The 14582-nt window shown below is 67.8% G+C and carries 15 protein-coding genes; 6 read left to right on the top strand and 9 right to left on the bottom strand.

The window, feature by feature from the left end:
- Nucleotides 1–49 precede the first annotated feature (49 nt).
- The 3 genes from H7J86_RS18290 to H7J86_RS18280 form a co-directional block, all read right to left on the bottom strand.
- Complete coding sequence (locus H7J86_RS18290; RefSeq protein ID WP_090355026.1) at nt 50–754, bottom strand: DUF2334 domain-containing protein; 705 nt, start codon at nt 752–754, stop codon at nt 50–52.
- Nucleotides 755–825: 71 nt separating this feature from the next.
- On the bottom strand, nt 826–1311 hold the full coding sequence (locus H7J86_RS18285) for a glutathione peroxidase (RefSeq protein WP_267292487.1): 486 nt from the start codon (nt 1309–1311) through the stop codon (nt 826–828).
- A gap of 10 nt (nt 1312–1321) precedes the next feature.
- Nucleotides 1322–1885: a TetR/AcrR family transcriptional regulator gene (locus H7J86_RS18280; RefSeq protein WP_267292485.1), complete on the bottom strand. Its 564-nt coding sequence runs from the start codon at nt 1883–1885 to the stop codon at nt 1322–1324.
- Between the two features lie 74 nt (nt 1886–1959).
- On the opposite strand from H7J86_RS18280, the gene H7J86_RS18275 reads away from it, so the two are divergent.
- On the top strand, nt 1960–2391 hold the full coding sequence (locus H7J86_RS18275) for a DoxX family protein (protein ID WP_267292483.1): 432 nt from the start codon (nt 1960–1962) through the stop codon (nt 2389–2391).
- Here the strand turns inward: H7J86_RS18275 and H7J86_RS18270 are convergent.
- Together H7J86_RS18270 and H7J86_RS18265 are read right to left on the bottom strand one after the other, a co-directional pair.
- Nucleotides 2317–4458: a S9 family peptidase gene (locus H7J86_RS18270; protein WP_267292481.1), complete on the bottom strand. Its 2142-nt coding sequence runs from the start codon at nt 4456–4458 to the stop codon at nt 2317–2319. The two genes, H7J86_RS18275 and H7J86_RS18270, sit on opposite strands and share 75 nt — an antisense overlap.
- Nucleotides 4455–5342 carry a phosphoribosylaminoimidazolesuccinocarboxamide synthase gene (locus H7J86_RS18265; protein WP_267292479.1) on the bottom strand — a complete coding sequence of 296 codons (888 nt, stop codon included), beginning with the start codon at nt 5340–5342 and terminating at the stop codon, nt 4455–4457. The genes H7J86_RS18270 and H7J86_RS18265 overlap by 4 nt, the downstream gene beginning before the upstream one ends.
- Before the next feature lie 30 nt (nt 5343–5372).
- Here H7J86_RS18265 and H7J86_RS18260 point away from each other — a divergent pair, with 30 nt between their 5' ends.
- Together H7J86_RS18260 and H7J86_RS18255 are read left to right on the top strand one after the other, a co-directional pair.
- Nucleotides 5373–5990, top strand: coding sequence for a hypothetical protein (locus H7J86_RS18260; protein WP_090354420.1), 618 nt, complete (start codon nt 5373–5375; stop codon nt 5988–5990).
- 109 nt (nt 5991–6099) lie between these two features.
- Entirely contained in the window at nt 6100–6969 is an 870-nt protein-coding gene (locus H7J86_RS18255) for a type IV toxin-antitoxin system AbiEi family antitoxin domain-containing protein (protein ID WP_267292477.1), read from the top strand.
- Nucleotides 6970–6999: 30 nt separating this feature from the next.
- Here the strand turns inward: H7J86_RS18255 and H7J86_RS18250 are convergent, their stop codons facing one another.
- Genes H7J86_RS18250 through H7J86_RS18240 form a run of 3 tightly spaced genes read right to left on the bottom strand, consistent with a single transcriptional unit; the run spans nt 7000 to nt 10256 of the window.
- Nucleotides 7000–8214, bottom strand: coding sequence for a cytochrome P450 (locus H7J86_RS18250; RefSeq protein ID WP_267292475.1), 1215 nt, complete (start codon nt 8212–8214; stop codon nt 7000–7002).
- Nucleotides 8211–9629, bottom strand: coding sequence for an adenylosuccinate lyase (gene purB / locus H7J86_RS18245; RefSeq protein WP_267292473.1), 1419 nt, complete (start codon nt 9627–9629; stop codon nt 8211–8213). The genes H7J86_RS18250 and purB overlap by 4 nt, the downstream gene beginning before the upstream one ends.
- An 18-nt stretch (nt 9630–9647) precedes the next feature.
- Nucleotides 9648–10256 (bottom strand): TetR/AcrR family transcriptional regulator, encoded by a 609-nt coding sequence (locus H7J86_RS18240; RefSeq protein WP_090354417.1) that lies wholly within the window; start codon nt 10254–10256, stop codon nt 9648–9650.
- 81 nt (nt 10257–10337) lie between these two features.
- On the opposite strand from H7J86_RS18240, the gene H7J86_RS18235 reads away from it, so the two are divergent.
- Complete coding sequence (locus tag H7J86_RS18235; protein WP_267292472.1) at nt 10338–11231, top strand: alpha/beta hydrolase; 894 nt, start codon at nt 10338–10340, stop codon at nt 11229–11231.
- On the opposite strand, the gene purD is transcribed toward H7J86_RS18235, so the two are convergent.
- Nucleotides 11232–12518 (bottom strand): phosphoribosylamine--glycine ligase, encoded by a 1287-nt coding sequence (purD, locus tag H7J86_RS18230; RefSeq protein ID WP_267292471.1) that lies wholly within the window; start codon nt 12516–12518, stop codon nt 11232–11234.
- A gap of 116 nt (nt 12519–12634) precedes the next feature.
- On the opposite strand from purD, the gene H7J86_RS18225 reads away from it, so the two are divergent.
- Entirely contained in the window at nt 12635–13879 is a 1245-nt protein-coding gene (locus H7J86_RS18225; protein WP_267292469.1) for a cytochrome P450, read from the top strand.
- A 17-nt stretch (nt 13880–13896) separates the two neighbouring features.
- On the top strand, nt 13897–14493 hold the full coding sequence (locus tag H7J86_RS18220) for a TetR/AcrR family transcriptional regulator (protein WP_187097042.1): 597 nt from the start codon (nt 13897–13899) through the stop codon (nt 14491–14493).
- Nucleotides 14494–14582: the final 89 nt, after the last annotated feature.

Genomic DNA, 14582 nt, shown 5'->3' with positions numbered 1-14582 from the left:
TCAAGCGGTGAGGAACGAGCCGCGTTGAGGAGTCGGGCAGTTCAGCGCGTCAGGCCGCGTCGGTGAGAGCCGGATACGGGGTCCAGCGGTACACCGCAGGCACGCACTGGTGCATCAGGGCCAGGTCGATGGCGTCCAGGATGGCCTGCCGAGTCCCGGTACGGCGGAGCTGGCGGGCCGAGACGGCCAGTCGCACCATGCCGCCGCGGCGGGCGCTGCGTTCGGCGGACAGCACCAGGGTGCGGCACCACCACGGTTCGGTCAGAAATCCCTCGCCGATGCCGAGCACGCGGGCCCGCACGGTGGTGTCGCGGATCAGATCGCTGATGCCCGCGACGCCGATGAGCAACCGGAATCCGTTCCGCGGCAAGGCCGCGACGGTGCCCTGCGAGACCGTCCAGCCCGGCGCGGCGAACAGCCGGGTGCGCAGGCCGAGATGTTCCAGAACGCGGTCGGCGCCCGTCAGCCGCAGATTCGCCTCGTGCGCGGGCAATACGGCGAACTCGCCACGACGGGTCTTGGTGGCGGCCTCGTCGAAACCGTGCAGGACCAGGGCGTCGCCCCGGTTGCGACGGTCGCCGAGCCATTCGACGCTGGAGCCGTCCTGCTCCAGGCGGTAGTCGCCCTTGAGCCGGGGCGCCACCATCAGCGACACCGGAACACCGCGGGTGTCCAGCTCACCGCAGAACGCGTCGACCTCGGTCAGGGTGCGATCCCTGATACCGGAAATGGAGACGATCAGTTCTCCTGCCACGTTCACAGTGTGGCAACGTCAGGTGTCGCGACGGTTGCGAACACCCGGACGCAAGTTGACTTTTGGATCGGCTATTCGGCCAGTACGGCTTCGATCGCCGCGATCACCTCGGGTGCATCGGGTTCGGTGCGGGGCCGGAACCGGTTGACCACCGCACCGCCGGGCGCGAGCAGGAACTTCTCGAAGTTCCACTGGATGTCGCCGGCCGCACCGTCGGCGTCGACGGTCTCGGTCAGCGCGGCGTACAGCGGATGCCGGTCTTCGCCGTTGACGTCGGTCTTGGCCAGCAGCGGGAAGCTGACCCCGTAGGTGGTCGAGCAGAACGTCTGGATCTCCTCGGCAGTGCCGGGCTCCTGTCCCATGAACTGGTTGCACGGCACGCCGACGACGGTGAGCCGGCCGGCGTAGTCCTGTGCCAGCTTCTCCAGCGCGCTGTACTGCGGTGTCAAGCCACACTTGGAGGCGACGTTCACGACGAACGTTGCGCCGTCGGATAATTCGGCCAGCGTGGTGGGTTCCCCGGCGAGGGTGGTCAGCGGGATCGTGTTCAGGCTCACCGGGACGACGCTAGCCGTCGAACAGGATCGCCGCCAGCCTCTCGACCGTGGCGATCGGATCGCCTGCCATGCGCGTCTTGTCGAAGGCGTCGTTGAGCCACAACTGGGCGAACCCGTGCACCAGCGACCACGCCGCCAGGGCGGCACCATCGGGATCGGCTTTGGCGTGCGGATCCGCCAGGGTGCCGACGCCGCGGTTCAGTTCGGCACCCGCGGCGGCCGAGGCGCGTAGCAGGTCGGGGTCATCGTCGTCGTAGAGCGACTTGTCGAACATCACCTCGTAGTGGCCGGGATGATCCAGGGCGAACCGGACATACGCTTTGGCGGCGTCGATGAACTGTGGCCGGGCGTCGGCCAGGGTCGCGGCCAGCAGGCCGAATCCTTCGGCCGCCAGCGCGGTGAACAGCCCACGCCGATCGGTGAAGTGATGCGCGGGTGCGGCGTGTGAAACGCCTGCGGCTCTGGCCAATTCGCGCAGCGAGATGCCGTCCGCGCCACGTTCGGCGACCAGCGCCGCAGCCTGCGAGAGGATCGCCGCCCGCAGGTCGCCGTGGTGATAGGTCTGTTTTCCCACGTCTGCATCCTATCTTGACATCGTCTAGTTTCTCGATATTCTCATCTTGACAATGCCTAGATGAGGGAGGTGCGATGGCCGTTTTCCTCGCGCTGATGCTCGGCAGCCTCGCGGCCCGCGCCACACTCGCCGACACCTGGCCGGCCGCCATCGCGTGCGGGCTTGCCCTGATGTTCACCCTGACCGGGATCGCGCATTTCGTGCCGGGAATGCGCCGGGACATGATCGCCATCGTGCCGCCACCGCTGCCGGCGCCGGCCCTGCTGGTCACCGTCACCGGCGTGCTCGAACTGGTGGGCGCGGTCGGTGTGGTCTATCCACCCACGCGGGTCGCCGCGGCAGGGTGTCTGTTCGTGCTGATGCTGGCCATGTTCCCGGCCAACATCTACGCCGCCCGCATGCCCGACCCGCCGGCGTCGATGACGGCGAACCTAGGTCTGCGGTCCGCCGAAGAGGCTGTGTACCTGGCCGCTGCCGTAGTTGTCGCGGTCTGCGGTGGCCAGTAGCCAGGCGTACTGGAACGCCGCTTCCTTCCAGCGTTCGTAACGTCCGCTGATACCGCCGTGCCCGGCGGCCATCTCCGTCTTCAGCAGCACCGGGTGGTCATCGGTCTTGACATGACGCAGCGCGGCAACCCATTTCGCGGGTTCGACGTAGTACACCCGGGTGTCGTTGAGTGAGGTCATGGCCAGGATGGCCGGGTAGTCCTTGGCCTCGACGTTCTCATATGGTGAGTACGACTTCATGTACTCGTAGACGCTCTTGTCCTCCAACGGGTTTCCCCACTCGTCCCATTCGGTGACGGTCAGCGGCAGGGACGGGTCCAGGATGGTGGTCAGGGGATCGACGAACGGCACCTGGGCCAGCACACCCGCAAACGCCTGCGGGGCGAGGTTGGTCACCGCGCCGATCAGCAACCCGCCCGCACTGCCGCCGAGGGCGACGAGATTCTGCGGCCGGGTCACGTCGGTGTCCACCAGATGTGCAGCGACAGCGATGAAATCTGTGAACGTGTTGCGCTTCTGCAACAGCTTGCCGTTCTCGTACCACGGCCGGCCGAGCTCCCCACCGCCGCGGACATGCGCCACCGCGAACACCATGCCACGGTCCAGCAGGGACAGGCGCGCGATCGAGAAGCGCGGGTCCTCGCAGGATTCGTACGCGCCGTAGCCGTACAGCAACGCAGGCGCGGGAAAGGCCAGCCCGGCCCGGTGCACGATCGAAATCGGGATCCGGGCACCGTCTTCGGCCACGGCCCAGTCCCGGCGCTCGACGTAGTCCTGCGGCCGGTAGTCGCCGAGCACCGGCTGCTCCCGCAACAGGGTGCGCTCACCGGTGGTCAGGTCCAGGTCGTAGATGCGCACCGGGATGACGAACGAGGTGGCCCCCACCCGCAGTTTGGGCGACGACCAGTTCGGGTTTCCGGACAGGCCCGCCGACATCAACTCGGATTCGAACGCGATCTCCTCGGGAGCGCCGTAGGTTCCGTCGGCGCTGATGGGCCACAACTGGATTCGCGGTAGTGCTTCGCGCCGATAGCTCACCACCAGGTGCTTCTCGAACGCGTCGACACCGTCGAGACGGACATCGTCGCGAGCCTCGATCAGGGTGCGGAACGCGGTCGGGTCACTCACCGGGGCATCGACCAGGGTGAAGTTCAGCGCCCCGTCGTTGTGCATGATCAGGAAGCGGTCCTCGCCGCCGACCACGGCGTGCTCGACCGAATACTCGACCAGGTCGCGCCGCGGCAGCACGACGGTGAACTCGGCCTCCGGGTCCGCGGCGTCGGCGTAGTGCACCTCGGTGGTGACCGCGCTGCCCGCCGCGATCAGCACGTATTTGTTACTGCGGGTACGCCCGACGGCCAGCCAGAAGCGCTCGTCGGGTTCGTGGAACACCTTCTGCGACGGCAGACCTGCAGCCAGCCGGTGCCGCCACACGGTATCCGGGCGCCAGGCGTCGTCGACCGTCACGTAGTAGACGGTGCGGTTGTCGGCGGCCCAGGTGACTCCGGAGCCGATCCCGGTGATGGTGTCCTCGTACAGTTGCCCGGTTCGTAAGTCTTTGAACCGCAGGGTGTACCGCTCGTCACCCTTGACATCCACCGAGTACGCCAGGATGTTCCCGTCGATGCTGACACTGATGGCCCCGAGCGAGAAGAAGTCGTGCCCGTGGGCCTCGTCGTTCTCGTCGAGCAGGATCTGCTCACCGGGGATCACGGTGTTCTCGTCGAGTTCCGGTGGCGTCCAGTCGTCGGGACCGGCAATCGGGCACCGGCACTGCACGCCGTACTGCTTGCCCTCGAAACTGCGGCCGTAGTACCACCATTCGCCGCGCCGGGTCGGGATCGACAGATCCGTTTCCTTGGTGCGGGCCTTGATCTCGTCGAAGATCTTCTGCCGCAACGGCGCCAGATGTTCGGTGGCCTGCTCCGCGTACTCGTTCTCCGCCTCCAGGTGGGCGATGACCTCAGGGCTCTCCTTGTCGCGCAACCACTCGTAGTGGTCGACGAAGACATCGCCGTGATGTTCGCGGCGTTTCGCCACCCGCTTCGCGACGGGAGCCCCTGTCATGCGCCGATCCAATCGTTGAAGTTGAGCCCGGAAATACGTTCGTAGGCTTCGATATAGCGCGCCCGGGTCGCCGCGGCGATCTCCTCGGGCAGCGGCGGTGGCGGGGTGTTCCCATGCCGGTCCCAGCCGGAGTCCGGACCGGTCAGCCAGTTGCGGACGAACTGCTTGTCGTAGCTGGGCTGCACCACGCCCGGCTGGTAGCTGTCAGCGGGCCAGTACCGCGACGAGTCCGGCGTCAGGACCTCGTCGGCCAGCACCAGCTCGCCGTCGCCATCCACCCCGAACTCGAACTTGGTGTCGGCGACGATCACCCCCTTGCTCAGGGCGTGGTCGGCGGCTTTCGAGTAGATGGCCAGGGTGCGGTCGCGCAGTTGGGCGGCGCGATCTTCGCCGACGAGCTTGACGACGGCGTCGAAGGCGATGTTCTCGTCGTGGTCGCCGAGCTCCGCCTTGGTGGCCGGGGTGAAGACCGGCTGGGCGAACTTGCTGGCCTCGACCAGACCCGGGGGTAGCTCGATCCCGCACACGGCACCGGTCTGCTGGTAGTCGATCAGCCCGGATCCGGTCAGGTAGCCGCGGGCCACGCATTCGACCGGCAGCATCTCCAGCTGGCGCACCACCAGGGCGCGGCCCAGCACCTCGGCCGGGATGCGTTCGTCGTCCGCCGGGCCCGCGAGGTGGTTGGGCACGCCGAGGTGGTCGAAGAAGAACACGCTCATCGCGGTAAGGATCCGGCCCTTGTCGGGTATCTCGGTGTCCAGGATGAAGTCGAAGGCCGAGATGCGATCGGAGGCCACAAACAGCAGGTGGCCGTCGTCGATGCGGTACAGCTCGCGAACTTTGCCGCTGGCCAGATGCCGGTAGTCGGTCAGAGCGGGGCGCATCCGCCCACCCTATGTGCTGGGATCAGGGCCATGAGTTCGCGGTACCTCCCCTACGCCACCAAACCCGGCCGATTACTGGCCCAGCTGCTCAGCGATATCGCGGTGATCATCTGGATCGTCATCTGGGTGATGGTCGGCGGGGCGGTGTACTCGGCGGTCGCCACCATCTCCGAAGTGGGTCGTCAGGTGCAGAGCGGCGCCGACGGGGTGTCCGGGAATCTGGCGTCGGCCGGGGACAGCACCGATGACGTGCCGCTCATCGGCGGCACCCTGGCGGGGCCGCTGAAGGCGGCCAGCAAGGCGGCGGGTGAGATCGCCGGCGCCGGTCACAGCCTGGATGTCACCGCGAGCTGGCTGGCGTGGGTGCTGGCCGTTGCCGTGGCCGCGACGCCGATCCTGGCCGTGACGATGCCCTGGCTGTTCCTTCGGCTGCGGTTCTTCCGCCGCAAGCTGGTGGTGCTGTCGCTGGCCTCCAGCCACGCCGGCCAGGAACTGCTGGCCATGCGGGCCCTGGCCAACCGGCCGCTGGCCAAGCTCACCGCGATCGACCCCGACCCGATCGGGGCGTGGCGCCGCGACGATCGGATGGCCATCCGCGGCCTGGCCCTGCTGGAACTGCACGCGGCCGGTATCCGCCTCAAGTCCTGAGCTCACGTCCTGAGGCGATTTGTGCACGTTCACCGGCGGCCATCGCCGGTGAACGTGCACAAATCGCCCGGAACGGAACCAACCGTGGGGTCATGCCGTCCAAGAGAACGTGCTCCAAGACCTTCTGCGCGATCACGACGGGGTCATCACCATCGCCCACGCTCGACTCGCGGGCCTCAGCCAGGACGCCGTCAACCGCAGAGTCCGATCGGGTCACTGGCGCCGCTGTTCGCGCGGCGTCTACTTCGCCGACGACCGTCCTTTCACTGACGCGGCTCGGGTACGGGCCGCAGTCTGGGCGTACGGTGACGCGGCGACGGCGACGGGCCTGGCCGCAGCGTGGTGGCTCGAGCTGACCAAGTACGCGCCGGCTGTCGTCGAAGTGACAGTGCCCAAGGTGAGCAATCATCCGAAGCGCGCTGGTGTCCGGGCTCGTCGTCGTGACCTCGCGCCAACTGACATCGTCGAGCGGCGAGGACTGCGCGTCACCACGCCTGCCTTGACGATCGTGGAGGCCGCAGCCCGGCGTGGTGGCGGCATGAAGATCATCGATACCGCAATGCAACTGCACCTCGTGGAACTCCGACAGCTCTGGCGTGCCCATCTGCAGAACAAGGGACGCCACGGTTCCCCGGCAGCTCGCCGGCTGTTGCAGGCCGCCGACGGCGGCGCCCATTCCGAGGCGGAACGGCTGCTCATCAGGGCACTTCGCGATGCGGGCATCACGGGATGGAAGGCCAATCAATGCATCGGGCGCTGGGAGGTCGACGTTCTGTTCGCCGCCGCGCGGGTCGTCGTCGAAGTCGACGGACTTCCGTTTCACACCGCGGCCGACGATTTCCACCGGGACCGCGTCAAACAGAACGAGATAGCGCTGCTCAACTGGCAGGTCCTGCGGTTCACCTGGCTGGACCTCACCGAATACCCCGAGCGCGTCATCGCCGAGATTCGGCACGCCGTGAAACGTGTGCACGTTTAGCGGCGGCACCCGCCGGTAAACGTGCACAAATCACTGGAGGGCGACGAACAGGTGGCGTATGCCGGTATGCCGGTTGCTACGGGTCCATTCCACCGGCGCCGCCAACTCGGCACCGGAGAACCGCGTCAGCAGCTCCTCGAACATCACCCGCAATTCCAGGCGGGCCAGGTTGGCACCCAGGCAGTAGTGCACGCCGTAGCCGAATCCCAGGTGTGGATTGGGCTTACGGGTGATGTCGAACGTGTCCGGATCCGAGAAGACCAACTCGTCGCGGTTGGCCGACCCTTCCCACACCTGGACCTTCTGTCCCGCGGTGATCGTCACACCGCCGAGTGACACCTCTCGGGTGGCGGTGCGCCGCTTCGACGGCGAGGGCGTCGTCCACCGCACCATCTCCTCGATGGCGTTGGGCAGCAACGACATATCCGCGCGCAATGCCTGGAACTGTGCGGGGTGCTCGATCAGCGACAGCAACCCGCCGGCGACGGCGTTGCGCGTGGTCTCCGCACCGGCGCTGAACAACAGGCTGAAGAACAGATACAGCTCGAGATCGGACAACTCGGTGTCGGTGTCGTTCACGCCGGCGTTGGCCACCACCGAGAGCATGTCATCCGTCGGCGCCGAGCGTTTGGCCGCAATCAGCTCCATGCCGTAGGTGTACATCCGCGACCCGGCCTCCTCGGCCGTCAGCTGGCCCACCTCGGCACTGCGCCCGGAGAAGTCGAACTGCGGCTCGATGGCATGAAACAACCAATGCCGTTCCGATTCCGGGATTCCCAGCAGGATGCAGATCATCTGCATCGGCAACTCGGCGGCCACCTCGACCAGGAAGTCCACAGCCACACCTGGTTGCACCGCGTCCAGCAGACTCCGGGCTCGCCCGCGCAGGTCGGTTTCGACCCGGCTGATCATCCGCGGGGTCAGCCCGGAGGACACCAACCTGCGGATCTGCGCATGCCGCGGATCGTCCATCATGTTGAGCACCTGACCCGCGATGGACAGGTCCTGCAGCAGCGTCCCGCCGTACGGCCGGGAACCGCCGGTGACGGACGAGAATGTCACCGGATCACGAAGCACCGCAAGCGTTTCCGCGTGAGTGGCGACGGACCAGAAGCCTTCGCCATCCGGTGTGTGTTCGGTCGGCGCGTGCCAGAACACGGGTGCGCAACGCCGATGCTCGGCGAACAGCTCATGGGGGAACCCCTGAGCGAAATTATCCAGATCTGTCAGATCTGCGGACGTCACAAGATGGCACCCGAGGTGTACTTGGCCGCCTCCGGGTAGCGGCTCACCAGTTCGTCGACCGCACTCACCACCGCATCCACCTGCGCCGACGCCGCGCCACTGAAGGCGGCACGGTCGGCCAGCGCCGCGTCGAGGGCGACCCGGTCCAGCGGCAGCCGCGGGTCGGCCGCCAACCGATCCAACAGGTCTGGTTCCACACCCTTTTCCCGCATCGCCAGCGCGACGGCCACCGCGTGTTCCTTGATCACCTCGTGGGCGGATTCACGTCCCACCCCGGCACGTACCGCGGCGATGAGGATCCGGGTGGTCGCCAGGAACGGCAGATAGCGGTCCAGTTCGCGCTGGATCACCGCGGGGTAGGCACCGAACTCGTCGAGCACCGTCAGGAACGTCTCGATCTGCCCGTCGATGGCGAAGAACGCGTCCGGCAGCGCGACCCGGCGCACCACCGAACAGAACACATCGCCCTCATTCCACTGGGCGCCGGCCAACTCGGCGGCCATTGACGCATAGCCCCGTAGCACCACCTGCAGACCGTTCACCCGTTCACAGGAGCGGGTGTTCATCTTGTGCGGCATGGCCGAGGACCCCACCTGCCCGGGCGCGAATCCCTCGGTGACCAGCTCATGCCCGGCCATCAGCCGGATGGTGTGCGCGAACGAGGAGGGCCCCGCGCCCAACTGCACCAGCGCCGAGAGCACGTCGTGGTCCAGCGACCGCGGATACACCTGGCCGACGCTGGTGAAAACGTCTGTGAATCCGAGGAATTGGGCGACCCGGCGTTCCAGTTCGGCGAGCCGATCGGTGTCCCCGTCGAACAGGTCGAGCATGTCCTGGGCGGTGCCCATCGGCCCCTTGATCCCGCGCAGCGGGTACCGGTCGATCAGCTCGCGCAGCCGCTGCAACGCCACCAGCGTCTCCTCGGCCGCCGAGGCGAACCGCTTGCCCAGCGTGGTGGCCTGCGCCGCGACGTTGTGCGAACGCCCCGCCATCACCAGCTCGCGGTACAGCGCCGCCCGCTCGGCCAGCCGCGCGACGACGGCCACCCCGTGGGAGAACACCAACTCCAGCGACCGCCGGATCTGCAGCTGCTCGACGTTCTCGGTCAGGTCGCGGCTCGTCATGCCCTTGTGCACGTGCTCGTGGCCGGCCAGTGCGTTGAACTCCTCGATGCGGGCCTTCACGTCGTGCCGGGTGACGCGTTCGCGCGCGGCGATGGACGCCAGGTCCACCTGCTCCAGCACGCGCTCGTAGTCGGCCACCACGCCGTCGGGCACCGCCACCCCGAGTTCGGCCTGCGCGCGCAGGACAGCCAGCCACAACCGGCGTTCGGCGACGATCTTGGCTTCGGGTGACCAGATGGCCACCATGTCATCGCTTGCGTAGCGGCTGGCCAGGACATTCGGGATGCTCACGAGCACACAGCTTACGAGTCAGTCGAACGGCGCGAGAACGTCGATCACATCCATCAGGGTCGCGCGGGCGGTCTCACGCGGCGTATCGCCGTCGTCGACGAGCGCGGCGACCACCGCACCGTCGACGGCGCGGACCAGCGCGGTGAGCAGTTCGGTGTGCACCGTGCGCCCTGAGCGCTCGACCACCTCGACGACGGCGTCGGTGCGTTCGCGCAGGATCCGGCGCTGGATGGTGCGCAGTTCCGGTTGCCGCGCGCACGCGATATAGCGCTCGTAGCGGGAGATGAGTTCGGGGACCCGGGACCCCGGGTCGTCACCGACCAGAAGGTCCACCAGCAGGTCGGCGGTGGACTCCGCGCCGCGGCGCCGCCGGGACAGCGTCGCGACCTGTGTCTTGAGATGTTCGGCCTCGCGGGTGCCGACGTGTTCGACGGCTTTGGCGATGAGGTCGTCCAGGGAGGAGAAGTAGTACGTCGTCGACGCCAGCGGCAGACCGGCTCGTCGCGCCACCGCGCGGTGGCGCACCGCGTCGAACCCGCCCTCGCACAGCAGATCGGCGGCGGCGCTGACGAGAGCGCCCCGCCGCCGCTCTCCCTTGGGGGTCACTGCCGCCGTCACGCCTTGCATGCTGCCAGCAAATGGCCTGCTGTATGGGGGTTTTGCGGCAATCGCCAAGGCACCGCACAAGAATGTCACCGGGCCGATGGCATGATGGCCCGCATGCCAGACGTCACTCGCCGGACTGTTCTACGGCTGGGCGTCGGCGCCGCCGTCGGAGCGGCGGGCGCCTACGCACTGGGCTCGCTGCCCTCCGCTCCGCAGGCCACCACTCCACCGGTGGCGATGACGAGCGTGGGCGCGCCACTCGCGCCGCCTCCCCCGAGCGCACCGGCCCCGACCTACGTCACCGGATCATTCGTCTCGGCGGCCCGCGGCGGGATCACCACCAACTGGGCCATCGCCCGCCCGCCCGGCCAGACGGCGCCGCTGCGTGCGGTGATCGCGCTCCATGGGAAGGGCAGTGACGCGGCGACGGTGATGGCCGGCGGTGTCGAGGACGGCCTGGCGCAGGCCGTGGCCACCGGAATCCCGCCGTTCGCGGTGGTCGCGGTCGACGGCGGCGGCGGGTACTGGCACAAGCGTGCCGACGGTGACGACGCCGGCGCGATGGTCCTCGACGAGCTGATCCCGATGCTGGCCGGCCAGGACCTGGATACCTCGCGGGTGGGTTTCCTGGGTTGGTCGATGGGTGGGTACGGCGCACTGCTGCTGGGCGCGCGGCTGGGGCCGGCCCGCACCGCGGCGATCTGCGCGGTCAGCCCGGCGCTGTGGACGTCCTCGGGGGCCACCGCACCGGGCGCATTCGACGGCGCCGACGACTACGCGGCCAACAGCGTGTGGGGCCTGCCCGCGCTGGGGTCCATCCCGATCCGCATCGACATCGGCAACAGCGATCCGTTCGCCTCGGCGACCCGGCAGTTCATCGCGCAGCTGCCGACACCGCCGTCGGGCGGCTTCTCCCCCGGTGGCCATGACGCCGGGTTCTGGAGCTCGCAACTGCCGGCCGAGGCGGCCTGGATGGGCCCCCTGCTGGTCGCGTAATCACTCCCCGGGGTCGGCCGGAAGCGAGATCCGGCCCTGCGCCGCGGCCAATCCGATGTCGGTACGGAAATGACTGCCCGGCAAGCGGATTGATTCGATCCGCCGGTAAGCATCGGCGCGCGCAGCGGAAAGGTCGGCGCCGGTGCCCACCACCGACAGCACCCGCCCGCCGGAGGAGACGATGGCACCGTCGTCACGCCGGGTGGTACCGGCGTGCAGGACACCGTCGGCTTCCGAACCGGTGATCACGTCACCGACGCGCGGCCGGCCCGGATAGTTCTCGGCGGCGATCACCACGGTGGCGGCCGAACCGTCCCGCCACTGCAGCGGCGGATGGTCCGCCAGGGTCCCCGTGGCGGCGGCGTGCAGCAGCGTGCCCAGCGGTGATTCCAGCAGGGCGAGCACGGCCTGGGTCTCGGGATCGCCGAAGCGGCAGTTGAACTCGACCACAGCGGGCCCGTTCGAGGTGATGGCCAGGCCCGCGTACAGCAGGCCGGAGAATGAGTTCCCGCGCGAAACAAGTTCGGCAGCAACGGGTTTGACAACCTCGTCGACAATCTGCGCGAGAACCTCGTCCGGCAGCCACGGCAGCGGGGTGTAGGCGCCCATCCCACCGGTGTTGGGGCCGGTGTCGTTGTCACCGACACGCTTGAAGTCCTGCGCCGGCAAGAGCGGCACCACCGTCTCGCCGTCGACGACACAGAACAGCGACACCTCGGGGCCGTCCAGGAACGACTCCAGCAGCACCGGGTGCCCGGAGTCGAGCAGTGCCGCCGCGTGCGCACGAGCGGCCTCACGGTCGGCGCTGACCACCACACCTTTGCCCGCAGCCAGACCGTCGTCCTTGACCACCCAGGCCTGCTGACCGGCGGGCGGCCCGAAGCGGTCCAGGGCCGCGTCCAGGCGGGCGGGGTTGTCGACGATCTCGCTGGTGGCCGTCCGCACTCCGGCGACGGTCATCACGTCCTTGGCGAACGCCTTGGATCCTTCGATACGGGCGGCGTCCTTGGACGGGCCGAACGTGGCGATGCCGGCCTTGCGCAGGGCGTCGGCGACCCCCAGCACCAGGGGCACCTCCGGGCCGATGACCACCAGGTCGGCGTCCAGACGCCGCGCCAGGGCGACGACCGACTCGCCGGACGTCGCATCGACGTCGTACTGCTCGGCGACCGCGGCCGTCCCGGCGTTACCGGGCGCCACGGCCAGATAGTCGACGCCGGGATCGCGGCTGAGCGCCAGTAGCAGGGCGTGCTCACGGGCACCGGATCCGATTACGAGGACGCGCACGAGTGATCACCTTATCGGCCCACCGCGGGGCCCGGCCCGAAAGCCACGGCCATACAGTTGACATTGCAGTGTATGGTCGATGCAACGAGTGCGGTATGTCACACCAGGAGGCCACAATGACGACGCTGGAAAGCGCCTGCCCGTTCGGTAAGGGTTACGACTTCACCGATCCCGACGTGCTGCTACAGGGCATCCCGGTCACCGAGTTCGCCGCGCTGCGCAAGACGGCGCCGGTGTGGTGGAACGAGCAGGGTGAGTCGATCTTCGACGACGGCGGCTACTGGGTGATCAGCCGCCACGAAGACATCAAGGCCATCTCCCGCAACGGCGGCGATGTGTGGTCCACCAACGCCAAGGGCGCGGTCATGCGCCTACCCGACGGCATCACCGCCGATCAGCTCGACCTCACCAAGGCCCTGCTGATCAACCATGACGCCCCCGAGCACACCCGGTTGCGCAAGCTGGTGTCCCGGTTGTTCACCCCGCGCTCGGTGGCCGCGCTCGAGCACAAGCTCGCGGTGGCCGCGCGCGAGATCGTGGCCGCCGCCAAGGAACGAAACTCCGGCAACTTTGTTGACGAAGTGGCGATGCCGCTGCCCCTGCTGGCCATCGCGGATCTGATCGGCGTCCCGGAAGAAGACCGGGAGAAGATCTTCCACTGGTCCAACTGCATCATGAACACCGACGACCCGGATTTCGACGCCGATCCCACCACGGCCAACGCCGAGCTGATGGGCTACGCCTACACCATGGCCGAGGCCCGCCGGAAATGCCCGGCCGACGATATCGTCACCCGGCTGGTGCAGGCCGATTTGGGAGATGAAGCCGGCGGAGGCATCACGGACGTCGAATTCGCGTTCTTCGTGATCCTGCTGGCCGTGGCCGGCAACGAGACCACCCGCAACGCCATGACCCACGGGATGAACGCCTTCTTCGAAAACCCGGACCAGTGGGAGCTTTTCAAGCGCGAGCGGCCCGACACCGCCATCGAGGAGATCATCCGCTGGGCCACACCGGTGCACTGTTTCCAGCGCACCGCACTCGTCGACACCGAGATCGGCGGGGTGACCATCCGCAAGGGCCAGCGCGCCGGGCTGTTCTACAGCTCGGCCAACTATGACGAAGAGGTGTTCGAGAACCCGTTCACCTTCGACATCCTGCGCAACCCCAACCCACACCTGGCCTTCGGCGGCAACGGTGCCCATTTCTGCATCGGCGCCAACCTCGCCCGCATGGAGATCAAGCTGATGTTCAACGAGATCGCCGACCAGATCCCCGATATCTCCAAACTCGCCGAGCCACTTCGCCTGCGCTCCGGCTGGATCAACGGAGTGAAGGACCTGCAGGTTTCCTACAAATAGTCCTTTAAGATTCCCGAGTGCGAACCCACGGCTGGTCCGGCGCCGCCCCGGCAAGCGATGAGGAGGCGGTCGCGCGCATTCTGGCCGCCGCCGGCAAGGCCATCGACGAACGCGGCGCAGACTTCTCGATCGCCGATGTCGCGCGCACGCTGGGTGTCACCCGCCAGACCGTCTACCGGTACTTCCCCAGCACCGATGCGCTGCTGATGCAGGCCGGTGTGGTCGCGGCCTCCGATTTCCTGGAGCGTCTGGCGTCCCACATCCAGGGCATGACCAATCCGATGGACGCCGCCGTGGAGGCGATCGCGACCGCATTGGAGTGGCTGCCCAAGGACAAGCACATCGGGTTGCTGCTGGCGCCCGGCCGCTCCCCTGCCCTCACCGAATCGATGACCTCGGATATCGCCCTGCAGTTCGCACAGTCGGTGGTGCGACGTTTCGACGTGGATTGGGCGGCCGCCGGGTTCGACGACGCCGATCTCGACGAGCTCGCCGAGTACCTGCTGCGCATCATCCAGTCGTTCGTCGTCGACCCGGGGCGCCCCCCACGCACCGGGGCCGAGTTGCGCGCCTACCTGCGACGCTGGGTCGCTCCGGCACTGAGGCCGGCGTGATGGACGCGAATACCTGGATCGGCATCGGCAAAGTGGCGCTGCCGGCTTTCCTCACGGACGGCGTGGCGACGGTGACTCTGTGATCGGGT

This window comes from Mycobacterium hackensackense, from assembly GCF_025822555.1.
GTDB classification, from domain to species: Bacteria; Actinomycetota; Actinomycetes; order Mycobacteriales; family Mycobacteriaceae; genus Mycobacterium; species Mycobacterium fluoranthenivorans.
This window is presented reverse-complemented; position numbering and strand designations above follow the sequence as displayed.